Genomic DNA, 23817 nt, shown 5'->3' with positions numbered 1-23817 from the left:
TTGGCGCCAGGCATGGCCTGGCTTCGCATACCGCCGGCGGTTGTCGGGTCTGGTGTGGGGCTTTTGGGTTGTGGGTTGGTCGTTTGTTGAGAATTGCACAGTGGACGCGAGCATCTTTGTGGTCAAGTTGTCAAGGGCGAACGGTGGATGCCTTGGCACCAGGAGCCGATGAAGGACGTGGGAGGCCGCGATAGGCCTGGGGGAGCTGTCAACCGAGCTGTGATCCCAGGGTGTCCGAATGGGGGAACCCGGCTGGAGTCATGTCCAGTCACCCGCACCTGAACACATAGGGTGTGTGGGGGGAACGCGGGGAAGTGAAACATCTCAGTACCCGTAGGAAGAGAAAACAATTTAGTGATTCCGTGAGTAGTGGCGAGCGAAAGCGGATTGAGGCTAAACCGGCTGCGTGTGATACCTGTCAGGGGTTGCGTGGTCGGGGTTGTGGGACCCCACTGAACATGCTGACACGTGTTCGAGGAGTTACAAAGCCAGTGGTTAGTCGAATAGTCTGGAAAGGCTGACCGTAGACGGTGAGAGTCCGGTAGGTGAAAACTGCTGGTCTTCTGTGGGTGTTCCCGAGTAGCGGCGGACTCCTGAAATCTGCCGTGAATCTGCCAGGACCACCTGGTAAGCCTAAATACTTCCTGGTGACCGATAGCGGACGAGTACCGTGAGGGAATGGTGAAAAGTACCCCGGGAGGGGAGTGAAATAGTACCTGAAACCGTTCGCCTACAATCCGTCGGAGCCTTTAGGGGTGACGGCGTGCCTTTTGAAGAATGAGCCTGCGAGTTAGTGGCATGTGGCGAGGTTAACCCGTGTGGGGGAGCCGTAGCGAAAGCGAGTCTGAATAGGGCGATTCAGTCGCGTGTCCTAGACCCGAAGCGGGGTGATCTAGCCATGGGCAGGCTGAAGCGCGGGTAAGACCGCGTGGAGGGCCGAACCCACCAACGTTGAAAAGTTGGGGGATGACCTGTGGTTAGGGGTGAAAGGCCAATCAAACTCCGTGATAGCTGGTTCTCCCCGAAATGCATTTAGGTGCAGCGTCGCGTGTTTCTTGCCGGAGGTAGAGCACTGGATGGTCTAGGGGGCCCACAAGCTTACCGAAATCAGCCAAACTCCGAATGCCGGTAAGTGAGAGCGCGGCAGTGAGACTGCGGGGGATAAGCTTCGTAGTCGAGAGGGAAACAGCCCAGATCACCAGCTAAGGCCCCTAAGCGTGTGCTAAGTGGAAAAGGATGTGGGGTCGCATAGACAACCAGGAGGTTGGCTTAGAAGCAGCCACCCTTTAAAGAGTGCGTAATAGCTCACTGGTCAAGTGGTTCCGCGCCGACAATGTAGCGGGGCTCAAGCACACCGCCGAAGCTGTGGCACTCACACAATAACTTCGCCGGCGCCTTCGGGTGTTGGTGCAGGTGTGTGGGTGGGTAGGGGAGCGTCGTGCCGGGGGTGAAGCAGCCGAGTGATCGAGTTGTGGACGCGGCACGAGTGAGAATGCAGGCATGAGTAGCGAAAGAAGGGTGAGAAACCCTTCCGCCGGATGACCAAGGGTTCCAGGGCCAGGCTAATCCGCCCTGGGTGAGTCGGGACCTAAGGCGAGGCCGAGAGGCGTAGTCGATGGACAACGGGTTGATATTCCCGTACCCGCGAAGGAGCGACCCTGACGAACCTCGTTGTGCTAACCACCCGAACTGTGGGCGGTCTTCGGACCAATCACGGGGAGCGTGGGAACCTGGCGGGTAGTAGTCAAGCGATGGGGTGACGCAGGAAGGTAGCTGAGCCCGGCCGGTGGTTGTGCCGGGGTAAGCGTGTAGGCCGTGCCGTAGGCAAATCCGCGGTGCATGAAGGCTGAGACGTGATGCCGAGCCGATTCAGGTGAAGTCAGTGATCCTATGCTGCCGAGAAAAGCCTCTAGCGAGTTCCGAGCGGCCCGTACCCCAAACCGACACAGGTGGTCAGGTAGAGAATACCGAGGCGATCGGGCGAACTGTGGTTAAGGAACTCGGCAAATTGCCCCCGTAACTTAGGGAGAAGGGGGGCCGGAGACGTGAAGCCCCGCGCGGGTGGAGCGTTGTATGGCCGCAGAGAGCAGGGGGAAGCGACTGTTTACTAAAAACACAGGTCCATGCGAAGAAGTAATTCGATGTATATGGACTGACGCCTGCCCGGTGCTGGAACGTTAAGGGGACCTGTTAGCTCTTTCGGGGGCGAAGCGGAGAACTTAAGCGCCAGTAAACGGCGGTGGTAACTATAACCATCCTAAGGTAGCGAAATTCCTTGTCGGGTAAGTTCCGACCTGCACGAATGGCGTAACGACTTCCCCACTGTCTCAACCACAGGCCCGGCGAAATTGCACTACGAGTAAAGATGCTCGTTACGCGCGGCAGGACGGAAAGACCCCGGGACCTTTACTATAGCTTGACATTGGTATCCGAATTAGCTTGTGTAGGATAGGTGGGAGCCGGTGAAGTCCATACGCCAGTATGGGTGGAGGCAATCTTGAAATACCACTCTGGTTGATTTGGGTATCTAACTTCGGACCGTTATCCGGTTCAGGGACAGTGTCTGGTGGGTAGTTTAACTGGGGCGGTTGCCTCCTAAAGGGTAACGGAGGCGCCCAAAGGTTCCCTCAGCCTGGTTGGCAATCAGGTGTTGAGTGCAAGTACACAAGGGAGCTTGACTGTGAGACTGACAGGTCGAGCAGGGACGAAAGTCGGGACTAGTGATCCGGCACTTGCGTGTGGAAGCGGTGTCGCTCAACGGATAAAAGGTACCCCGGGGATAACAGGCTGATCTTCCCCAAGAGTCCATATCGACGGGATGGTTTGGCACCTCGATGTCGGCTCGTCGCATCCTGGGGCTGTAGCAGGTCCCAAGGGTTGGGCTGTTCGCCCATTAAAGCGGTACGCGAGCTGGGTTTAGAACGTCGTGAGACAGTTCGGTCCCTATCCGCCGCGCGCGTAGGATACTTGAGAAGGGCTGTCCCTAGTACGAGAGGACCGGGACGGACGAACCTCTGGTGTGCCAGTTGTCCCGCCAGGGGCACGGCTGGTTAGCTACGTTCGGAAGGGATAACCGCTGAAAGCATCTAAGCGGGAAGCTCGCTTCAAGATGAGGTATCCCACCCACCTTTGTGGGGTAAGGCCCCCAGCTAGACGACTGGGTTGATAGGCCGGAAATGTAAGCCCGGTAACGGGTTCAGTTGACCGGTACTAATAGGCCGAGGACTTGACTACGAAGCTGCTACGCGTCCACTGTGCAACTCCCGACAAACGAACAACAAACCCGCCCGTGTGGGTGTTGTTTGATATGTCGATAGAGTTACGGCGGTCATGGCGGAGGGGAAACGCCCGGTTACATTCCGAACCCGGAAGCTAAGCCCTCCAGCGCCGATGGTACTGCACTCGCGAGGGTGTGGGAGAGTAGGACACCGCCGGACATTCTTTCTGTCAGGGCCATCCCGATACCGGGATGGCCCTGACAGCATTTCTGGACCATTTCTCGAGCGTGGGATCCCCGCCGCGGGCCCGAGCCAGGCGCGGGCCGACAAAGGCCCTGGCCGCCGCGCGCCGCCGCCCAACGCGCGTCGCCGCCCTGCCATGAACCGCGCACCTTCCCGGAACCCGCCGCCTCACAGGTCCGGTCGGCAGCACTTTCCCGGAAGGTGCGCGGATCGTCCGCGGCGCCATTGGGGGCGCGCGGGCGGGGCGCCGGTGCGTACCCCGCCCTCAGCCGCGGGTCTGGATGCCGGCGCGGATGTCGCGGAACAGCGTTCCCGCCGCGTCGACGGTGCGCCCCGGGAACATCCCGAGGACGACGCTGCCGTGGTCGGCCCACCCGCAGACCGCGAAGTCGCCGCCGTCCCCGCTGGTGGTGCCGCACTTCATGACGCCGCCGAGATCGCCGGCCGGCACCTCGCGCAGCCCCGTCACCTTGCCCGTCTCGTCCGTCATGAGGCCGAACAGGCTGTCCAGGTCACGCTCGGGCTGCCAGAGCAGCGTGGTGCCGCCGAAGAGCAGCACCGACCGCTTCTCGTCCGCCGGGTCCCGGTAGACGGTGCCGAAGCTGCGGTCCAGCTCGATGTCCGCCGCGAAACCGCTGCGCAGGTAGTCAGCGGTGCTGCGGGCCCGCTCGCTGTCGTCCCGCACCAGCCCCGCGACCCGGTCCGGGTTGGCCAGCTGGGTGTCCTTCTGCCCGGCGATCCGCCAGCCGGCCACACCGAGCGCGCCGGCCCCCGCCAGCCCGACCGCGAGCGCCACCGCCCACCCGATCCGCCGCCGCCGTGACCAGCCCGCCCGTCGCTCGGGGGCCTCGCCGGCCTCCCCGTTGCTCAGCCGGATGGGTTCCTCCGTCAGCTCGACGGGCTCCGGGCCGTCGTCGAGCGGGCGTTCGGTGAGATGTGCGTCGGACATAGCCGACACCGTAACGCGAATGACAGGTGGCGCACGTCGGGTCGGCGGAAGCCCTCCGTAGACTTTCTCGGGTGACCGACAGACTCGATGCCCGACGCCCCGACGCCCCCACCCTGCCCGGCCAGTACCAGCCGGGTGAGGTAGAGCAGCGACGGTACGAGCAGTGGGTAGCCGGCGGCCACTTCCGCGCCACCGCGGAGAGCGACAAGCCTCCGTTCACGATCGTGATCCCGCCGCCGAACGTGACCGGCTCGCTGCACATGGGCCACGCGCTCGACCACACCGTGCAGGACGCGCTGGTCCGCCGCAAGCGGATGCAGGGCTTCGAGGCGCTGTGGCTGCCCGGCATGGACCACGCCGGCATCGCCACCCAGAACGTGGTCGAGCGGCAGCTCGCCGGCCAGGGGCTGTCCCGGCACGACCTCGGCCGGGAGAAGTTCGTCGAGCGGGTCTGGCAGTGGAAGGCCGAGTCCGGCGGCGCCATCCTCGGCCAGATGCGCCGCCTCGGCGACTCCGTGGACTGGGACCGCGAGCGCTTCACCATGGACGAGGGCCTGTCCCGCGCCGTCCAGACCATCTTCAAGAAGCTGTACGACGACGGGCTCATCTACCGGGCCAATCGGATCATCAACTGGTGCCCGCGGTGCCTCACGGCGCTCTCCGACATCGAGGTGGAGCACACCGACGACGAGGGAGAGCTGATCTCCATCCGCTACAGCGACGAGGTGGTGGTGGCCACCACCCGGGCGGAGACGATGCTCGGCGACACCGCCGTGGCGGTGCACCCCGACGACGAGCGCTACCGGCACCTGGTGGGCACCGAGGTCGAGCTGCCCCTCACCGGCCGCCGGATTCCGATCGTCGCCGACGCGCACGTCGACCCGTCGTTCGGCACCGGCATGGTCAAGGTGACGCCGGCGCACGACCCCAACGACTTCGAGATCGGCCAGCGGCACGACCTGCCGGCGCTCACCGTGATGGACGAGCGCGGCGTGATCACCGTGCCGGGACCGTTCGAGGGCCTGGACCGGTTCGAGGCGCGGCCGGCGATCGTCGCGGCGCTTCGGGAACAGGGCCGGATCGTCGCCGAGAGGCGGCCGTACGTGCACGCGGTCGGGCACTGCTCGCGCTGCCGGACGACCGTGGAGCCGCGGCTGTCGCTGCAGTGGTTCGTGAACACCGCCCCGCTCGCGCAGGCCGCCGGCGACGCCGTCCGCGACGGCCGGGTCCGCATCGAGCCGGCGGAGCTCGCGAAGCGCTACTTCGCCTGGGTCGACAACATGCACGACTGGTGCATCTCCCGGCAGCTGTGGTGGGGCCACCGCATCCCGGTGTGGTACGGCCCGGCCGGCGAGGTGGTCTGCGTCGGGCCGGACGAGGAGCCCCCCACCGGTGAGGGCTGGCGGCAGGACGAGGACGTCCTCGACACGTGGTTCTCCAGCGCGCTGTGGCCGTTCTCCACCCTCGGCTGGCCGGAGCAGACGCCGGACCTCGCGAAGTTCTACCCGACCAGCGTGCTGGTCACCGGGTACGACATCCTGTTCTTCTGGGTCGCCCGGATGATGATGTTCGGCCTCTACGCCATGAACGGCCGGCAGCCGTTCGACGTGGTGGCCCTGCACGGCATGGTCCGCGACGAGCACGGCAAGAAGATGTCGAAGTCCTTCGGGAACGTCGTCGACCCGCTGGACTGGATCGACCGGTTCGGCGCCGACGCCACCCGGTTCACCCTGGCCCGCGGCGCGAACCCCGGCGGGGACGTGCCGGTCAGCGAGGAGTGGTGCCAGGGCTCCCGGAACTTCTGCAACAAGCTCTGGAACGCCACCCGGTTCGCGCTGATGAACGGCGCGCACACCGACGGGCCGGTGCCCGCCGCCGAGGAGCTCTCCACCGTCGACCGGTGGATCCTGTCGCGGCTCGCGCACGTCACCGCCGAGGTGGACGAGCAGTTCGAGGCGTACGAGTTCGCGAAGGTCTGCGACCTGCTCTACCACTTCGCGTGGGACGACGTCTGCGACTGGTACGTCGAGCTGACCAAGCCGGTGCTCGCCGAGGGCGGCCCGGCGGCCGAGGCGACCCGCCGGGTGCTCGGCCACGTGCTGGACCAGCTGCTGCGCCTGCTGCACCCGGTCATCCCGTTCGTCACCGAGGAGCTGTGGACCGCGCTGACCGGCGGCGAGACGGTGCTGCGGGCCGCCTGGCCGGTGGCCGACCGTGGCCGCCTCGACGACGCCGCGGAGACGGAGGTCGGCACCGTGCAGCGGGTGGTCACCGAGATCCGTCGGTTCCGCTCCGACCAGGGCCTGCGTCCCACCCAGCGGGTGGCCGCCCGGCTGGACGGTCTCCGTACGGCCGGGATCGCCGCGCACGAGCCGCTGATCCGGTCGCTGGCCCGCCTCGACGCGGCCGGCGACGGGTTCCAGGCGAGCGCGACGCTGGCCATGCCCGGGGAGGTGAGCGTGGCGCTCGACACGCGCGGCTCGATCGACGTGGCCGCCGAGCGGGCCCGGCTCACGAAGGACCGGGCGGCCGCCGAGAAGGAGGTCGCGCAGGCCCGGGCCAAGCTCGACAACCCGGCGTTCGTGGGTAAGGCCCCCGACCACGTGGTCGGCAAGATCCGGGACCGGCTCGCGGCCGCCGAGGCCGACCTGGTCCGGATCGACGCGGCCCTGGAGGCGCTGCCCTCGTGACCGATCGAAACGCCTTCGCCGAGGTCGAGGCCGAGCTGGCCGAGCGGGGCTTCACCCGGATGGTCTTCGAGCTGGACCGGATCGAGTCCCTGCTCGACCTGCTGGGCAGCCCCCAGCGGGCGTACCCGTCGATCCACCTGACCGGGACCAACGGCAAGACCTCGACGGCACGGATGATCGATTCGCTGCTGCGTGCCTTCGGCCTGCACACCGGCCGCTACACCAGCCCGCACCTGGAGACCGTCCGGGAGCGGATCAGTCTGGACGGGGAGCCGGTCAGCGAGGAGCGGTTCGTGGCCACCTACCGGGAGGTGGCCCCGCTCGCGCGGCTCGTGGACGAGCGCTCGTCCGAGCCGCTGACGTACTTCGACATGACCACGGCGCTGGCCTTCGCGACCTTCGCGGACGCGCCGGTCGACGTGGCGGTCGTCGAGGTGGGGCTCGGCGGCGCCGAGGACTCGACGAACGTGCTCCAGGCCGGGATCGCGGTGATCACGCCGATCGGCCTGGACCACACCGAGTGGCTGGGCGACACCATCGAGGACATCGCCCTGCACAAGGCCGGCATCATCCACTCCGGCGCCACCGTCATCTCGGCGGCGCAGGAGGAGGAGGCGGCCCGGCCGATCCTGGAGCGGTGCGCCGAGGTGGGCGCCACCATCGCCCGGGAGGGCTCCGAGTTCGGCGTGCTGCGCCGGGCGGTCGCCGTCGGCGGCCAGGTGCTGACGCTCCAGGGCCTCGGTGGCGTGTACGAGGAGGTGTTCGTCCCGCTGCACGGCGCCCACCAGGCGCAGAACGCGGCGGTGGCGCTCGCCGCCGTCGAGGCGTTCCTCGGCGCGGGCGCCCGACGGCAGCTCGACATCGAGGCGGTGCGTGAGGGCTTCGCGGCGGCCAGCTCGCCGGGGCGGCTGGAGCGGGTGCGCAGCGCGCCGACGATCCTGCTCGACGGCGCGCACAACCCGCACGGGATGGCCGCCACGGTCACCGCGCTGCAGGAGGAGTTCGCGTTCAGCAAGCTGGTCGCCGTCGTCGGCGTACTCGGCGACAAGGACGCGTCCGCCCTGCTGGAGCTGCTGGAGCCCGTCGTCGACCAGGTGGTCGTCACCCGCAACAGCTCGCCGCGGGCCATGCCCACGGGGGAGTTGGCCGCGCTGGCCGCGGAGGTGTTCGGCCCCGAGCGGGTCGAGGTGGCCGAGGAGATGCCGGACGCGATCGAGGCGGCGGTGGCGCTGGCCGAGGAGGACGTGCCCGGCGAGTTGAGCGGGGTGGGCGTGCTGATCACCGGATCGGTGGTGACCGTGGCCGACGCCCGCCGGCTGCTCAAGCGATGACCGGCCCGGAGCAGCCGCGCCGGTCGGGCCTGCGCGACCCGCAGCGGTCGGTACGGAGCCTGGGGGCCGCCACGCTGGCCATCGAGGCGCTGGTGCTGCTGCTCGCCATCCAGCCGATCCGGGTCGTCGGCGCCGACCTCGGCGGGGCCGCGATCGGCGCCGTCGTGGGCCTGGCCGTGCTGGCGGCGGTGCTCGCCGGGATGATGCGCCGTCCGTGGGCGTGGCACGCCGGCACGGTCCTGCAGGGACTGCTGTTGCTTGCCGGGCTGCTGCACTGGTCGCTGTTCGTGCTCGGCGTCATCTTCGCGCTGGTCTGGGGCTACGCCCTGCACGTACGCCGGGTCATCCTGGGCTGACCCGGAACGGTCGCGCGCTCAGGCGTCGGCGCGCTCGCGCCACTGGACGAGGGCGAGACCGTGGCCGTCCGGGTCGGAGAAGGCGACGGCCCAGCCCTCCAGCTTCGTGCCCTCGTTCACGACCCGCGGCGCGGACGTGAAACGCACGCCCGCGGCGCGCATCCGCTCGTACGCCGCCTGGATGTCGTCGACCTCCAGGTTGACGTGCGCGGTGCGGAGGCTGACCCGCGCGGCCTCGGCCGCCTCCCGCAGCACGAGCCGGGTCGCGCCGTAGGCGAGCACGGCCGTGGAGGGGCCCCGGTCGACCTCGGCGAAGCCGAGCACGTCCCGGTAGAAGTCGAGCGAGCGGGCCAGGTCGGTGACCACGAGCGTCATGCCGATCCCGCTGATCGGCGCGTCCTCCTCGACGGCCGGGGCGGCGGGCGGCGGCGCGTCCGGCTCGTACCCGAAGGGAGCCTCGTCCGGGCCTTCGGCGCCGGCGGGCTCGTCGCGGGCCGGCCGGGCGGACGGAGTGGGGTCGTCCAGCGGCAGGTCGAGAGGGTCGAGCGGGTCCACGACGAGCCGGCGGCCACCGGTGCCGGCCGCCCCGGTCGGGGTGGCGGCGGCCGATCCGGCGCCGGAGGTCGTCGAGGGCGGGCCGAACCCCTCCTCGGCTGGCGGGCGCGGCGCCGGGGTGGGCCGCTTCGGCAGCGGGTTGACCGGCGCCGGCTCGACCAGCGTGCCCTCCAGGACCACCCCGCTGCCCGGGCGCTGGTGCACCACCACGGGCTCGGCGGCCTCGCGCGGGTCGCCCGGGTCCTCACGCAGGGGGTCGGCGGCCAGCGGATCGCCGAGCGGGTCGCGGAAGTCGTCCTCGGCCGAGCGGCCCGCCCACGGCGGCGCGTCCTGCGCGATGAGCACCTCCTCGACCGGCTCGTCGCCGGCGTACTCGGGTGGGAGGTCGGCGGTCGCCGCCGCGGCGGTCTCGGCGTGGGTGGGCACCTCGTCCCAGAGCACCCGGACGTGCCGGGGATCGTCCAGCGCCACCCGGATGGGAAGCGTCTGCCCGAGCGAGGGCCACTTCGACACCGGCACCCGCGGCTCGATGATCTTCTTGCTGCGCGGGGGCAGCCCCGGGGCGTCGATGACCAGTTGCAGCTCGCACCGGCCGAAGGCGTACTGGGTGGGGGGCTCGGAGGCGCTGTGCACGTGCCCCTCACCGATCACCCAGGTGCGCCCGCCGGCGCGTACGGTGCCCAGGGCGATCGCCAGCACCAGGAGGGCGACCCCGAGCGCCACGATGGCCCAGCTCGTCATTCCGAGCCCGAAGAGCGTCACGAAGGTGGCCACGGTGCCGAGCACCGCGGCGATCAGCTTCCGTACCGGCGCGATGGGTCGGCTCCCGCCATTCGCCACAGTGGACCTCCCGGGGATCAAGGGCCAGGCTAGGCCGGAGGGGCCGCCGGGGGAAGGCCGACCGCCGCGCCGGCGCCGGGACCGGGTCGCTAGGCTGACCGTACCCAGCCAGACCCGCTTCCGCGCACAGGAGGAACCCAGCGTGTCCAGCACCAATCCGGACGAGCGCACGCTCGTACTGATCAAGCCTGACGCGGTTCGCCGGGGGCTGGTCGGCGAGGTCATCTCCCGCTTCGAGCGCAAGGGTCTGCGGATCGACGCGATGGTGACCCGGACGATGGACGCCGCGCTGGCCGACGAGCACTACGCCGAGCACGTCGACAAGGCGTTCTACCCGCCGCTGAAGGCCTTCATGACCGGCGGCCCGCTGGTGGCCCTGGTGCTCTCCGGCGACCAGGTCATCGACGTGGTGCGTGGGCTGGTCGGCGCCACCGACGGGCGTCGCGCCGCGGCCGGGACGATCCGCGGCGACCTCTCCCTGTCCAACCGGGAGAACCTCGTGCACGCCTCCGACTCCGCCGACAGTGCCAAGCGCGAGATCGCGCTCTGGTTCCCGGAACTGGGCTGACGCCCTACCAGGGACGAACGGCAACGGCCGGTGCGCATCGAGCGCACCGGCCGCTTTTCCGTCGACGCCCGGGGGTCTACGCCCCGGTCGGCGGCTGGGCCTGCGTGGTGACCGCGATCCGGTTCCACACGTTGATCGTGGCGATGGCCACCACGAGGTCGGCCAGCTCCTTCTCCGACCACTGGGCCGCGGCGGCGTTCCAGACGTCATCCGGCACGCCGTGCTCGCCGAGCCGGGTGACCGCGTCGGTGAGCGCCAGCGCCGTGCGCTCCCGCTCGGTGAAGAAGGGCGCCTCGCGCCACGCCGCGACGGCGAAGAGCCGCCGGCTCGACTCCCCGGCCTTCAGCGCGTCGGTGCTGTGCATGTCGACGCAGAACGCGCACCCGTTCAGCATCGACGCCCGGAGCTTGACCAGCTCGAGCACCGTGTGGTCGACGTTCGCCTGGACGTACTTCTCCAGGCCCATCACGGCGTGGTACGCCTCGGGCGCCACCTTGGCCGCGTTCATCCGCATGTCAACCTCCTGAATCCGTCTGACGCCGATACGACGGGGAGGCGGGTCACGGCGTGACGGCCGGCGGCTGTGATCCGGATCATGCCGTGGTGCGACGTCGCCGCCCGACCCCGGCTCCGCTGCCCCCTCCGCCGGCGCGCGGGACCGGTCGTGCCGTCCGGACAACCGGAGTTCCGGCCCCCGTCACCCCGGACGGCCGTGGCGGTCATGTCGGCCCGGTACACCCACGGGGATCAGTCCCCGATCCGGGAGGAACGATGACCGAGCTTGATCGACGTACGGTGCTGCGCGCCGGCCTGGTGGCCGGCGCCGGTGTGGTGGGTGGTGGCCTGCTCGGCGCGGGCGCCGCGCCGGCCGCGCCCGCGTGGCGACCGTCCGGACGGCCCGTGCTCACCCACGGCGTGCAGAGCGGCGACGCGACGGCGGACTCGGCGCTGGTGTGGACCCGCGCCGACCGTCCCGGCCGGATGCTCGTCGAGGTGAGCCGCCGGCCCGACCTCCGGGGCGCGCGGCGGGTGACCGGCCCGGTGCTGGACCCGGACGGCGACTTCACCGGTACGGTGCGGCTGCGCGGGCTGCCCGCCGGCGAGCGGCTGCACTACCGGGTCACGGTGGAGAGCCTGGACCGGCACGGGCTCACCAGCGAGCCGCTGACCGGTGCGCTCACGACCGCCCCGCGGGAGCACGACCGGCAGGACGTGCGGTTCGTCTGGACCGGCGACATCGCTGGGCAGGGCTGGGGGATCGCCCCGGACTTCGGAGGCATGTCGATCTTCCGGGCCATGCGGGCCACCCGCCCCGACTTCTATCTGTGCAGCGGCGACAACGTCTACGCCGACGGGCCGCTCACCGAGACCGTGACGCTGCCCGACGGCCGGATCTGGCGCAACCTGGTCACCCCCGAGAAGAGCAAGGTCGCCGAGACGCTGGCCGAGTACCGGGGCCAGTACGCGTACAACCTGCTCGACGAGCACCTGCGCCGGTTCGTCGCCGAGGTGCCGCAGGTCAACCAGTGGGACGACCACGAGGTGCTGAACAACTGGTACCCGGGCGAGATCCTCACCGACGAGCGGTACACCGAGCGCCGCGTGGACGTGCTGGCCGCCCGCGCCCGGCAGGCGTACCGCGAGTGGGTGCCCACCCCGCTCGACGGCCGCGTGTACCGGCGGCTGTCGTACGGGTCGCGGCTGGACGTCTTCGTGCTGGACATGCGGACGTGGAAGGACCCGAACGACGGCAACACGTACGCCGACCCGTCGCGCGGCCTGCTGGGGCGTACGCAGCGCGAGTGGCTCGTCCGGGAGCTGACCCGGTCCCGGGCGACCTGGAAGGTCATCGCCGCCGACCTGCCGCTCGGCCTCGTGGTGCCGGACGGCCCGGGCACGCAGGAGGGCGTGGCCCAGGGCGACCCGGGCGCGCCGGCCGGCCGGGAGCTGGAGTTCGCCGAGGTGCTCCGTACGGCGCACCGGGCCGGGGTGACCGGCATCGTCTTCCTCACGGCCGACGTGCACTACAGCGCGGCGCACCACTACGACCCGGCGCGCGCGGCCGTCGGTGACTTCACGCCGTTCTGGGAGTTCGTCTCCGGCCCGGCGCACGCCGGGGCGTTCGGCCCGAACGCCCTGGACGGCACGTTCGGCCCGGAGGCCGTCTTCGTGCACGCCCCGCCGCGGGCCAACACCTCCCCGGCGGAGGGTTTCCAGCACTTCGGCGAGGTGAGCATCGACGGCCGCTCCGGCGCGTTCACCGTCCACCTGCGCGACCGCGACGGCCGCTCGCTCTGGGCCCGGACCCTTCCCGCGCCCACCCGCTGAGTTCCCCGCGCCCCACCAGCCCGCGGGGCTGGTGGGGCGCGGTGCGGTGGACCGGTGAGCGGCACCGCCCGGCGGGGTATGAGGTGGACGGCGGCGGCGTGTCCGGCCGCCCGACCGGCAGCCGGACGGGCGGCCACCCGGTCGGGCGGACGAGGGGCCGTCCGCTACCGTGACACCGCCTGCTATGCACACGATCCGCCGGAGGACCAGTGCCGCTGCTCTACACCATCGGCAAGCTCACCGTGGCGCCCGCGATGCGGTTGGCGTTCCGTCCGACCGTGGAGGGGCTGGAGCACGTGCCGGAGACGGGCGGGGCGATCTTCGCGGGCAACCACCTCTCGGTCGCCGACGAGCTGATCCTCGGCACGGTCGTGCCGCGGCACCTGGCGTTCTGGGCCAAGTCGGAGTACTTCAAGGGCGTGGGCCTGAAGGGGGCGTTCTCGAAGTTCGTCCTCACCGGGCTCGGGGCGATCCCCGTCGAGCGGGGAGGTGGGCGCGCCGCGCTGTCCGCCTTCGACGCGGCCATTCCGGCGCTGAAGGCCGGTGACCTCGTGGCCGTCTACCCGGAGGGGACGAGGTCTCCCGACGGCCGGCTCTACCGGGGGCGTACCGGCGCCGTCCGGCTGGCCGTCGCGGCCGGCGTGCCGATCATCCCGGTCGGCACGATCGGCACCGACAAGGCGCAGCCGATCGGCGCGCGCATACCCCGCCCCGGCACCGGCAAGATCACCGTCCGGTTCGGAAAGCCACTGGACTTCACGGGCCGGTCCGACGACCGCACCTCGCTGCGCGCCATGACCGACGAGGTGATGAGCGAGATCCAGAAACTCACCGGCCAGGAGTACGTCCCCCGGTACGCGCCGCCGCGCGCCCACCCCGACCCGACGCGCGACGGCCCGGCCTGACCCGACGCCCGTCGCCCTGACCCGACCGTCGCGTTGGCCGGCGGAACGCCGGACCGCACGGGGCGGCTCAGGCCCGGTCGGTCGTGACGATCTGGTCGCGCATCCTGGCGAGCAGGGCGGCGCTGTCGGCCACCGAGAGGCGGGTGAAGACCCCGGTGGCCAGGCTGCCGTGGTCGACCGTCGTGCAGACCACCACGTCGGCGCCGTCGGCACTGCCCACGGCGCACCGCTCGTGCCGGCCGCGCACCCCTGTGTCGATCTTCTCCACGTCGCCGAGCTGGTACGTCGGGGCCAGCCGCCCGATCTCGGCGTCCGCGTCGCCCTCCGGGTTGATCCGGAAGCCGGTGCCGCCGAAGATGGTGACCCGCTTGCCGTCCGGGTTCGCGTACACGCCGGCGAAGGTGTCCTCGGCGAGCCAGTGCGTCTTGCGCACCTCGCTCTCGAGCTGCCGCGCGGCCTGCTCGCTGCCGCTGTCCTCGCGCAGCGACAGGTCGGACACCCGGGTCGGGAGCGCGGCGTGCGCCGGGTACTGCCGCCAGACCGGCGTGCCGTAGTAGGCCGGGCAGCCGCAGCAGCACGCCAGGGTGAGCAGTAGCAGCCAGGGCCACCGCCGCCGGCGGCGTACCGGCACCGGGACGTACCCCTTCGGAGCCTGCCAGCCGGGTGGCGCGGCGGGCGGCGGCGCGCCGCGGCGCTTCGACCGGCGGCGCTGCTCGGGCACGGCCGGCGCAGGAGCGGCCGGCGGAGGAGCGACCGGTGGCCCCACGGGTGGCGGCGCCGCGGGCGGGGACACGGGACGGGCCGGTGGCCGGGACATCGGTGGAGCCGGCGCGGGATATGCGACCGGAGGCGGCGGCACGGGCGCCGGGGCGGACGGCCCGGCGAACGGGCGGGTCGATGGCGGCGCCGGGTAGGGCAGCGTCGGCGGGAGCGGCGGCAGCTCGGCAGAGGGCAGGTCCCAGCCCCCGGTGTCCGCGTCGGCCCACGGGTCGACCGGCACCTGGTGTTCCGGGAGCTCGGGCCGGGGCGCCGGCGCCGGTGTGGGCTCGGCCGACTCGCCCCAGCCGCGACGTCGCGGCGGGGGAGGCGGCACCGGGGCCGACCCGCTCCACCGGGGGGCCGGGTCGGGGACCTCGACGGCCGGCAGCCGCCGCGTGCCCGACGGGCCGTCCGGGCCGGGCCGCGCCGCCTCGTCGGCCGCTGCGGCGTCGGGCGAAAGTGCGTCCGTCGGCCGGGTCTCGTCGTTCCCCGGCGGGGCTACGTCCGTCGGCCGGGTCTCGTCGTTCCCCGGCGCGGGTGCGTCCGTCGGCCGGGTCTCGTCGGCCTCGTCGGTCTCCGATGCGGGAGCGGCCGGCGGCGCGTCGGCCGATGCCGGCTCCGATGCCGGGTTGCCCGGCGCGTCGGCCGCCGCGGGCTCCGGCGCACGGTCGTCGGCGGACGCGCCGGCGGGTGGGGGATCCGTCGGCCGGGGCGCGTCGGTGGCGGCGCCGGGCGGCGGCCCGGAGGGGGTGACCGGGGTCGGCTCGTCGGTGGTCTCCGGCGGTACGGGGGAGGAGGTGGCCCTCTCCCCGGCGACGGCCGGCTCGCGGCCCGCCTCCGTGCCCGCGGGGCCCCCGTCTGCCGGCCGGTCTGCCCCCGGCTGCGGCTCCGGCATCGCGGCAATCTCCTCTCGCGCCGGACCGAGGTTAGTACCGGGCCGCCACCCGCGGGCATCCGCCCGCCGTGCGCGCCGCCGCCACCGGGTGGGCGCGTACCCTTGGGCATCATGAGCGTCCCGTCCACGACGCCGCGCCCCGCCGCGGCGAACTCCGTCTGGCCCCGGCTGGAGCCGCTGCTGCCCCAGGTGACCAAGCCCATCCAGTACGTCGGTGGTGAGCTGGGCGCGGTGGTCAAGGACTGGGACGCGGCAGCCGTGCGCTGGGCACTCATGTATCCCGACGCGTACGAGGTGGGCCTGCCCAACCAGGGCGTGCAGATCCTCTACGAGGTGCTCAACGAGCTGCCCGACGTGCTCGCGGAGCGGACGTACGCCGTCTGGCCGGACCTGGAGCGGCTGATGCGCGCCCACGGCGTGCCCCAGTTCACCGTCGACGCCCACCGCCCGGTGCGCGACTTCGACGTGTTCGGCGTCTCCTTCGCCACCGAGCTGGGCTACACGAACCTGCTCACCGCGATCGACCTCGCCGGCATCCCCCTGCTCGCCGCCGACCGCACCGACGCCGATCCGGTGGTGCTGGCCGGTGGCCACGCCGCGTTCAACCCGGAGCCGATCGCCGACTTCGTCGACGCCGCCGTGCTGGGCGACGGCGAGGAGGCGGTCCTGGAGATCACGGCGATCGTCCGCGACTGGAAGGCCGAGGGCCGCCCGGGCGGGCGCGACGAGCTGCTGCTGCGGCTCGCCCGCACGGAGAGCGTGTACGTGCCGCGCTTCTACGACGTCGACTACCTCCCGGACGGGCGGATCCAGCGCGTCGTGCCGAACCGCGCGGACGTGCCGTTCCGGGTGCACAAGCGCACCACCATGGATTTGGACGCCTGGCCGTACCCGAAGAAGCCCCTCGTGCCGCTGGCCGAGACGGTCCACGAGCGGTACGCCGTGGAGATCTTCCGAGGGTGCACCCGCGGCTGCCGGTTCTGCCAGGCGGGCATGATCACCCGACCGGTGCGGGAACGCTCGATCACGACGGTCGGGCAGATGGTGCAGCAGGGGCTGGAGTTCTCCGGCTTCCACGAGGTGGGCCTGCTCTCGCTCTCCTCGGCCGACCACTCCGAGATCGGCGACATGTGCTCCGGGCTGGCCCAGCAGTACGAGGGCACCAACGTGTCGCTCTCGCTGCCGTCGACCCGCGTCGACGCGTTCAACATCGACCTGGCGCAGGAGCTGTCCCGCAACGGCCGGCGGACCGGCCTGACCTTCGCCCCCGAGGGCGGGTCGGAGCGGATCCGCAAGGTCATCAACAAGATGGTGTCGAAGGACGACCTCATCCGCACCGTCGTCACCGCGTACACCAACGGCTGGCGGCAGGTGAAGCTCTACTTCATGTGCGGCCTGCCCACCGAGACCGACGAGGACGTCCTCGAGATCGCGGACATGGCGCACGAGGTGATCAGGGCCGGTCGCGCCGCCACCGGGTCGAAGGACATCCGCTGCACGGTCTCCATCGGCGGGTTCGTGCCGAAGCCGCACACGCCGTTCCAGTGGGCGGCCATGGAGCGGCCGGAGGTCATCGACGGCCGGCTCCGGCTGCTCAAGCAGGCCATCAACGCGGACCGGTCGCTGGGCCGGGCCATCGGCTTCCGCTACCACGACGGCGAGCCGTCGCTCATCGAGGGCCTGTTGTCCCGGGGTGACCGCCGCGTCGGGGCGGTGATCCGCCGCGTGTGGGAGAACGGCGGCCGGTTCGACGGGTGGAGCGAGCACTTCTCGTACCAGCGCTGGGTGGACGCCGCGGCCGAGGTGCTGCCGGCGTTCGGGGTGGACCTCGACTGGTTCACCACCCGCGAGCGGGACGAGCTCGAGGTGCTCCCCTGGGACCACCTGGACTCCGGGCTCGACAAGGACTGGCTCTGGCAGGACTGGCAGGACGCCCTGTCCGAGTACGAGCAGGACGACTGCCGGTGGACCCCGTGCTTCGACTGCGGTGTCTGCCCGTCCATGGACACCGAGATCCAGATCGGCCCGACCGGCAAGAAACTGCTTCCGCTCACCCCGATCAACGGCGGCGGCCTGCGGGTTCCGTCCGCCGGCTGACGCACCGCACACCCCGCGCCCACTGGGTACGGCCGCCGTCGGTCCGTCCGCTACGGTGTCCGACGTCGGCCCGACCGGCGTCGACGTCCGACGGCCGCACCCGTGCCGTGACCGGGATCGTGGGGGACGATGGTGCTTCAGACGGGTACGGAGCGGGAGACGGCCGCACCGCGGGCGGTGAGCGAGGCGGAGCCGCCGCCCGACGAGCGCCGGGCCGGGCCCTCCCGGCGCCTCGTGGTCGTGCTGCTCGTGCTGGGATGGCTGGCCGGGGTGGCGTGGCGGGTCTGGCTGTCCCGCTCGGTGCAGATGCCCATCGCGCACACCGACGAGGACAGCTACCTCAACGCCGCGCGCGTCTTCGCGGGCGGTCCCGGTGGCTACAGCTCGGAGAACAACGTCCTCCGCCGGGCCGGCTACCAGTTGCTGATCTCGCCGGCCTTCCTCGGGGGCCACAGCTTCACCACCAGTTACGGGCTCGTCCGGCTCATCAACGCGATGGTCAACGCGGCCATGCTGCCGCTCGCGTACCTGCTCGCCACCCGTGTGCTGCGGGTGACCCGCTGGCGGGCCCTCGGCATCGCCGCGGTGGCGGCCACCATGCCCGCCACCGTCTTCTACTCCCTCTTCGCGCTCACCGACTCGGTGCTCGCCGCGCTCACCGTCGCCTGGATCCTGCTGCTGGCGGCCTGGCTGCGCCGGCCGGAGCGGCTCGTGGCGGCGTTCGGCGCCAGCGCCGCGGCCGGCGCGTACTACCTGATCCACGTCCGCGGCATGATCGTCCTCGCCGTGCACCTCGGCGTGGTGCTCGTGTGGGTGCTGCGCCGCCGGCTGCGACTCCGGCCGGCGGGGGTCGCCCTCGCCACCGCGGTCGCCGCGGCCGTCCTCAACGAGGTGCTGATCCGGCTGCTGAGCGACAAGCTGGTGCTGGCCGGCACCGACCCGGGCGGCAGCACGGTGAAGGCGCTGCTCAGCACCAAGGGCGCCGGCTTCGTGCTGGCCAGCCTCACGACCCAGCTCTGGTACGTGCTGGCCATCAGCGGGGGGATCGCCGCGCTCGGGTGGTTCGCCGCGGTCCGGTTGGTCGTACGCCGGCGTACCGGTCCCGCGGAGCGCTGGCTGGCGATCGCCGCGCTGGCCGCGACCCTCGGGGTGGCGCTGGGCTGCGCCCTCATCCTGGTCGGCGTGCCGTCCGCCACCCGGGACGCCGCGTACGCCCGGTACATCCACGCCTTCGCCCCGCTCTGGCTGGTATGCGGCCTGGCCGTCGTGTTCCGGGCGCCGCGCCGTGCGCTTGTCGTGGGGTACGCGGCGGCCGCGGCCCTGACGGTCGGCGGAGGCGGCTTCGTGGCGTGGCGGCTGGCCGACGCGGTCCGGCACGGCTCGCCACTGCGGTACGGGGTGTTCGGCGCGCCCGACCTCATGGCGATGACCGCGGGTTGGACGCACTTCCGGCCTCTGTTCGGCAGCGCGATCGCGGTCGCGGCGGGTGCCGCCGTGGTGCTGCTCGGCCGGCTCCGGTGGGGCTGGCAGCCCGTGCTGGCCCTCGCCGTGGCCGGCCAGCTGCTGGCGATGGGCCTGTTGGCCGACCGGGTGCTCGTCCCGCTCGGCGGCGTGACGGGGCCCAGTCCCACGCTGGCCCAGCTCGGCCTGCGGAAGGGGGAGTCGGTGGCGACCAGCTCCGGCTACCACCTCGGGCTGCGGTTGAACCACGAGCACGAGGTCACCTGGATGGCCGTGCCGAACTTCGTGTCGCAACCGCCCGCCTCGGCCGAGGCGGTCGTGGCCCGCTGGTATCCCCAGCCCGGGCCGCGGCACAGTTGGGACTGGGACGGCACCCGGTACGGGTTCCACCGCGTGGGCGGCAACCCCGACCAGCACTGGGCGCTCTGGCGCCGCAACGGCTGACCGTCCCCGTTCCGCCCCGCCGCGCCCGCTCGTCCGGGCTACCCGGTATGTCCGGGGATGGCCGGAAAGTGGCATCGCCGGCGACGTCGGGCGAGGATGGCAGCGACACACGAGCAAGGAGTACGACGATCAGCAAGAGACCACAGCCGGAAGGCGGGCAGGCGCCCGTCGTCCAGCGCGTCCGGATCCGGTACGCCAAGCGCGGGCCGCTGCGGTTCACCTCCCACCGGGACTTCGCCCGGGCCTTCGAGCGGGCCGTACGCCGCGCGGGCGTGCCCGTCGCCTATTCGCAGGGCTTCACCCCGCATCCCAAGATCTCCTATGCCAGCGCCGCGCCGACCGGGGTGGCCAGCGAGGCCGAGTACCTCGAGATCGGCCTCCAGGCGCCGGTCGACCCGGCCGCGCTGCGCGCCGCGCTCGACGCCGCGCTCTCCCCGGGGCTCGACGTGCTCGACGCCGTGGTGGGCACCGGCGGCAGCCTCGCCGACCGGATCGAGGCGTCGTCCTGGCGTGTCGAGCTGCCGGAGATCGACACGGCGGCGCTGCGCGCCGCGGTCGACGCGTTCGCCGCGGCCGACGAGGTGCAGGTCGAGCGGATGACCAAGCAGGGCCGCCGCGTCTTCGACGCTCGCAATGCGGTGATGTCGATCGATGTGGTGGCGCCGACGCCGACGCCTTCCGGGGGACCGGCCGTACCGTGTGCGATACTCGAAGTGGTCGTGCGGCAGGTCACCCCGTCCGTACGACCCGATGACGTCCTTTCCGGCCTCCGCGTGGTGGCCGGCCTGGAGCCGCCGGTTCCGCCGCGTGTGACCCGGCTGGCTCAGGGCACGCTGACCGCGCAGGGCGAGATCGTGGATCCGTTGGATGCGGACCGCGACGGGGCAACCATCGGTGAGCGCTGACCGACGGCCAGCGCTCAGGTAGGCAGACTTCGGCGGTCGCGCACCTCGCGCGCCGGCGGAAACACCTTTGCGGCGACCCTGCGTGGCAGCGCTCACCCGCGCCCGGGGTAGCCAGAACTGGAGAACGTCCATGCTCGAGAACGAGCCCGAGGGCGGCGAACGGACCGGTTCACAGCCGGCCGGCGACACCGCCGCGCAGCAGAACCCCGTCGACGGCGGCGCCGTCGAGCAGACCGGCAGCGCGCCGGGCGCCGCCGAGGCGGCGGCCGGGGACACCGGCACGGCCGAGCCGGCGCCCGCCCGGCGCCGGGCCACGCGGCGGCGCGCCACCCCGGTGACCAAGCCGGAGCAGACCGACCCGCCCGTGGCGGCGACCGCCGGTGGCGCCGGCAGCGCCGAGTCCCCGCAGGCGGAGGTGCTGGCGCCGATCTCCGGCGACCTAGACGCCGCGCCGAAGACCCCGCGCCGGCGCCGCAAGGCGACCGCGAAGGCGGTCGAGGAGCCGCTGGTCGCGGCGTCCGCGGAGGAGGCCTCCGAGGAGGTCGTCCCGCCCGTCAAGGTCACCCGCACGCGGCGGAAGAAGACCGCGCCTCCGGTGGCGGCGGAGCCGACCGCGGAGACGCCGGCCGAGACCGCCGACACGTCGTCCGAGCCGGCGGGTGAGACCCCGCCGCCGGCCGCCGGCGCCGCCGAGGCCGGGGCGACTCCCGGCGAGGAGACCGGGCGCGCCGCGTCGACCGACGTCCCGCCGGCGGCCCAGGCTGCGGCGGGTGAGCGCGGCAGCGGCGCCGAGCCCCAGTCCGGCGAGGTGCCGTTCGGTGCGGCGGTGTCCGCGGCTCCCGAGCAGCTCACCGAGCCGGCGGAGATCGCCGAGCCGGAGCCCCGCACCCGCCGTCGGCGGGCCGCGCTCACGGCGCCCACCGTCCTGTTCATGGCACCGCAGCCGGAGACGGCGCCGGTCCCGCGCGTGACCGAGCCGGCGCCCGCCGCCGAGGAGCCGGTCGCCGAGGAACCGGCCGAGCCGTCCCGCCGCCGGCGGCGCGCCCGCCGGGAGGCGGAGCCGGTGGAGGTCGTCGAGGCGGTCGAGGCGGAGGAGGAGCCGGTCGAGGAGGCCGCTGAACTCGCCGAGACCGAGGCCGAGGGCGAGGAGGACGAGGACGAGACCGCGGCCGGCCGCCGTCGCCGCCGCCGTGGCCGCCGTGGCCGCGGCCGGGGCAAGGGCGGTGTCGAGGATCTCGAGGACGAGGAGGCCGAGGAGGCCGTCCAGGCCGAGGCCGAGGAGGCGGAAGCCGAGGAGACCGAGGACGAGGAGGCCGAGGGCGGGGACGGGCTGACCCGTCGCCGCCGCCGTCGCCGCCGCCGGGGAGCCGGCGACGTCGAGGGAGCCGCCCCGGACGACGGCGTCCCCACCGTCGTCAAGATCCGCGAGCCGCGCCGGACGGTCGACGAGGTGCAGGGCGTCTCCGGCTCGACCCGCCTCGAGGCCAAGCGCCAGCGTCGCCGGGACGGCCGGGAGCAGCGGCGTACGCGGCCGCCGATCCTCAGCGAGTCGGAGTTTCTGGCCCGCCGCGAGGCCGTGGACCGCGTGATGGCGGTCCGCCAGCGCGGCGACCGCACCCAAATCGCGGTGCTGGAGGACGGCGTGCTGGTCGAGCACTACGTCACCCGCAACTCTTCGGGCACCATGGCCGGCAACGTCTACCTCGGCAAGGTGCAGAACGTCCTGCCCAGCATGGAGGCGGCGTTCGTCGACATCGGCCGGGGCCGCAACGCGGTGCTCTACGCCGGCGAGGTCAACTGGGACGCCACCGGCCTGGAGGGCCGGGCCCGCTCGATCGAGCAGGCGCTCAAGTCGGGTGACTCGGTCCTGGTGCAGGTCACCAAGGACCCGATCGGGCACAAGGGCGCCCGGCTGACCAGCCACATCGCGCTCTCCGGCCGGCACCTGGTCTACGTGCCGAACGGCAACGCGTCCGGGATCAGCCGCAAGCTGCCCGACACCGAGCGCAAGCGGCTGCGGGACGTGCTCAAGAAGCTGGTGCCCGACGGCGCGGGCGTGATCGTCCGGACGGCCGCCGAGGGCGCGAGCGAGGACGAGCTGGCCCGGGACGTCAAGCGCCTCCAGGCGCAGTGGGAGGACATCCAGGCCAAGGCGGCCGAGGGTGGCGCCCCGGTGCTGCTGTACGAGGAGCCGGACCTGGTCATCCGGGTGGTCCGGGACCTGTTCAACGAGGACTTCCGCGAGCTCGTCATCGAGGGCGACGAGTCGTACGACATGGTCGAGTCGTACCTGTCGCACGTCTCGCCGGACCTGGTGGCCCGGCTGCGCCGGCACGCCGGCACCACGGACGTGTTCAGCGAGTACCGGATCGACGAGCAGATCCTCAAGGGCCTGGACCGGAAGGTCTTCCTGCCCTCCGGCGGCCACCTGGTCATCGACCGCACCGAGGCGATGACCGTGGTCGACGTCAACACCGGCAAGTACACGGGCGCGGGCGGCAACCTCGAGGAGACGGTCACCCGGAACAACCTGGAGGCCGCCGAGGAGATCGTCCGCCAGCTCCGGCTGCGTGACATCGGCGGCATCGTGGTGATCGACTTCATCGACATGGTGCTGGAGTCGAACCGCGAGCTGGTGCTGCGCCGGCTCACCGAGTGCCTCGGCCGGGACCGCACCAAGCACCAGGTCACCGAGATCACCTCGCTCGGCCTGGTCCAGATGACCCGCAAGCGGATCGGCGCCGGGCTGCTGGAGGCGTTCAGCGAGACCTGCGAGTGCTGCAAGGGTCGCGGCGTCATCATCCACACCGAGCCGGTGCCGGAGAAGCCGCGCACCGGCGGGGCCGGGGACAAGGTCAAGGCGGTGGCGTCCGCGGTGCCCAGCCCCGCGACCGAGGCGACCGGCGGCACGTCGCGGCGCCGGGCGCGCAAGAGCGCACCGGTGGAGCGCCAGGTGGCGGAGGTCACCGAGCCCGAGACCGCCTCCGCCGCCACGACCGGCGTCGAGCCCGTCACCACCGACGCCGACTACTACGACACGATGGGGTACGACCTCTCGCGCTACCAGACGGAGACCGAGGCCGGAGCCGCCGTCGTCGACAGCCAGGAGGGCGACTCGGCCCGGCTGGCCGCGGCGGACGACCCGGACGCCCTCGGCGACGAGACCGACGAGGAGGGCGGGGACGGCGCCGGTGTCCGGCGGCGGTCCCGCCGCGGCGGCGCCCGGCGGCGTACCCGGCCCTGACCATTTGACGGCAAGGGTGGCTGGCAGGG

At 71.9% G+C, this 23817-nt stretch carries 14 protein-coding genes and 2 rRNA genes; 12 read left to right on the top strand and 4 right to left on the bottom strand.

The features are described from left to right. Positions 1-120: 120 nt before the first annotated feature. Positions 121-3234: ribosomal RNA gene (locus ACSNOA_RS26215) — 23S ribosomal RNA — on the top strand. A gap of 86 nt (positions 3235-3320) precedes the next feature. Next, positions 3321-3437, top strand: a 5S ribosomal RNA gene (gene rrf / locus ACSNOA_RS26210). 289 nt (positions 3438-3726) lie between these two features. Here the strand turns inward: rrf and ACSNOA_RS26205 are convergent. Then, entirely contained in the window at positions 3727-4410 is a 684-nt protein-coding gene (locus ACSNOA_RS26205; protein ID WP_436662282.1) for a hypothetical protein, read from the bottom strand. A 71-nt stretch (positions 4411-4481) separates the two neighbouring features. Between ACSNOA_RS26205 and ACSNOA_RS26200 the strand changes: the two genes are divergently transcribed. From ACSNOA_RS26200 to ACSNOA_RS26190, 3 genes are read left to right on the top strand one after another with little or no spacing between them, the layout of a single operon-like run. Beyond that, positions 4482-7100: a valine--tRNA ligase gene (locus tag ACSNOA_RS26200; protein WP_436662280.1), complete on the top strand. Its 2619-nt coding sequence runs from the start codon at positions 4482-4484 to the stop codon at positions 7098-7100. Beyond that, positions 7097-8431, top strand: coding sequence for a bifunctional folylpolyglutamate synthase/dihydrofolate synthase (locus ACSNOA_RS26195; RefSeq protein ID WP_436662278.1), 1335 nt, complete (start codon positions 7097-7099; stop codon positions 8429-8431). The genes ACSNOA_RS26200 and ACSNOA_RS26195 overlap by 4 nt, the downstream gene beginning before the upstream one ends. Further along, positions 8428-8787, top strand: coding sequence for a DUF4233 domain-containing protein (locus ACSNOA_RS26190; RefSeq protein ID WP_436662277.1), 360 nt, complete (start codon positions 8428-8430; stop codon positions 8785-8787). Before ACSNOA_RS26195 ends, ACSNOA_RS26190 begins: the two co-directional genes overlap by 4 nt. Positions 8788-8805: 18 nt before the next feature. Here ACSNOA_RS26190 and ACSNOA_RS26185 read toward each other — a convergent pair whose 3' ends face one another. Next, positions 8806-10182, bottom strand: a complete 1377-nt coding sequence (locus tag ACSNOA_RS26185; protein WP_436662276.1) for a VOC family protein — start codon at positions 10180-10182, stop codon at positions 8806-8808. Positions 10183-10324: 142 nt separating this feature from the next. Between ACSNOA_RS26185 and ndk the strand changes: the two genes are divergently transcribed. Continuing rightward, positions 10325-10750 carry a nucleoside-diphosphate kinase gene (ndk, locus tag ACSNOA_RS26180; protein ID WP_436662274.1) on the top strand — a complete coding sequence of 142 codons (426 nt, stop codon included), beginning with the start codon at positions 10325-10327 and terminating at the stop codon, positions 10748-10750. 76 nt (positions 10751-10826) lie between these two features. Here ndk and ACSNOA_RS26175 read toward each other — a convergent pair whose 3' ends face one another. Further along, complete coding sequence (locus ACSNOA_RS26175; RefSeq protein WP_436662459.1) at positions 10827-11258, bottom strand: carboxymuconolactone decarboxylase family protein; 432 nt, start codon at positions 11256-11258, stop codon at positions 10827-10829. Positions 11259-11521: 263 nt separating this feature from the next. Here ACSNOA_RS26175 and ACSNOA_RS26170 point away from each other — a divergent pair, with 263 nt between their 5' ends. Then, a complete protein-coding gene (locus tag ACSNOA_RS26170; protein WP_436662272.1) occupies positions 11522-13078 on the top strand; it encodes an alkaline phosphatase D family protein in 1557 nt (518 codons plus the stop codon). A gap of 209 nt (positions 13079-13287) precedes the next feature. Next, the gene (locus tag ACSNOA_RS26165; RefSeq protein WP_436662270.1) at positions 13288-13983 is read left to right on the top strand and encodes a lysophospholipid acyltransferase family protein; all 696 of its coding nucleotides are present in this window, start codon (positions 13288-13290) and stop codon (positions 13981-13983) included. Positions 13984-14050: 67 nt separating this feature from the next. Here ACSNOA_RS26165 and ACSNOA_RS26160 read toward each other — a convergent pair whose 3' ends face one another. Further along, the gene (locus ACSNOA_RS26160; protein ID WP_436662269.1) at positions 14051-15637 is read right to left on the bottom strand and encodes a hypothetical protein; all 1587 of its coding nucleotides are present in this window, start codon (positions 15635-15637) and stop codon (positions 14051-14053) included. 111 nt (positions 15638-15748) lie between these two features. Between ACSNOA_RS26160 and ACSNOA_RS26155 the strand changes: the two genes are divergently transcribed. The 4 genes from ACSNOA_RS26155 to ACSNOA_RS26140 all read left to right on the top strand — a co-directional run bounded on the left by ACSNOA_RS26155 (position 15749) and on the right by ACSNOA_RS26140 (position 23788). Further along, complete coding sequence (locus tag ACSNOA_RS26155; RefSeq protein ID WP_436662267.1) at positions 15749-17734, top strand: TIGR03960 family B12-binding radical SAM protein; 1986 nt, start codon at positions 15749-15751, stop codon at positions 17732-17734. A 129-nt stretch (positions 17735-17863) separates the two neighbouring features. Further along, entirely contained in the window at positions 17864-19639 is a 1776-nt protein-coding gene (locus ACSNOA_RS26150) for a hypothetical protein (RefSeq protein WP_436662265.1), read from the top strand. A 185-nt stretch (positions 19640-19824) separates the two neighbouring features. Then, a complete protein-coding gene (locus tag ACSNOA_RS26145; protein WP_436662458.1) occupies positions 19825-20544 on the top strand; it encodes a TIGR03936 family radical SAM-associated protein in 720 nt (239 codons plus the stop codon). A 130-nt stretch (positions 20545-20674) separates the two neighbouring features. After that, positions 20675-23788 (top strand): Rne/Rng family ribonuclease, encoded by a 3114-nt coding sequence (locus ACSNOA_RS26140; protein WP_436662263.1) that lies wholly within the window; start codon positions 20675-20677, stop codon positions 23786-23788. The last annotated feature ends 29 nt before the right edge of the window (positions 23789-23817 follow it).

This window comes from Micromonospora sp. URMC 103, from assembly GCF_051386435.1.
GTDB lineage: Bacteria > Actinomycetota > Actinomycetes > Mycobacteriales > Micromonosporaceae > Micromonospora.
Note: the sequence above shows the minus strand (reverse complement) of the source record. Positions and strands in the feature narration are given on the sequence as shown.

Bases quoted from the DNA above. Each gene is read 5' to 3' on its own strand.
- ACSNOA_RS26205 (WP_436662282.1), bottom strand. From the start codon at position 4,410: ATGTCCGACGCACATCTCACCGAACGCCCGCTCGACGACGGCCCGGAG.
- ACSNOA_RS26190 (WP_436662277.1), top strand. From the start codon at position 8,428: ATGACCGGCCCGGAGCAGCCGCGCCGGTCGGGCCTGCGCGACCCGCAG.
- ACSNOA_RS26175 (WP_436662459.1), bottom strand. From the start codon at position 11,258: ATGAACGCGGCCAAGGTGGCGCCCGAGGCGTACCACGCCGTGATGGGC.
- ACSNOA_RS26170 (WP_436662272.1), top strand. From the start codon at position 11,522: ATGACCGAGCTTGATCGACGTACGGTGCTGCGCGCCGGCCTGGTGGCC.
- ACSNOA_RS26160 (WP_436662269.1), bottom strand. From the start codon at position 15,637: ATGCCGGAGCCGCAGCCGGGGGCAGACCGGCCGGCAGACGGGGGCCCC.
- ACSNOA_RS26155 (WP_436662267.1), top strand. From the start codon at position 15,749: ATGAGCGTCCCGTCCACGACGCCGCGCCCCGCCGCGGCGAACTCCGTC.
- ACSNOA_RS26150 (WP_436662265.1), top strand. From the start codon at position 17,864: ATGGTGCTTCAGACGGGTACGGAGCGGGAGACGGCCGCACCGCGGGCG.
- ACSNOA_RS26140 (WP_436662263.1), top strand. From the start codon at position 20,675: ATGCTCGAGAACGAGCCCGAGGGCGGCGAACGGACCGGTTCACAGCCG.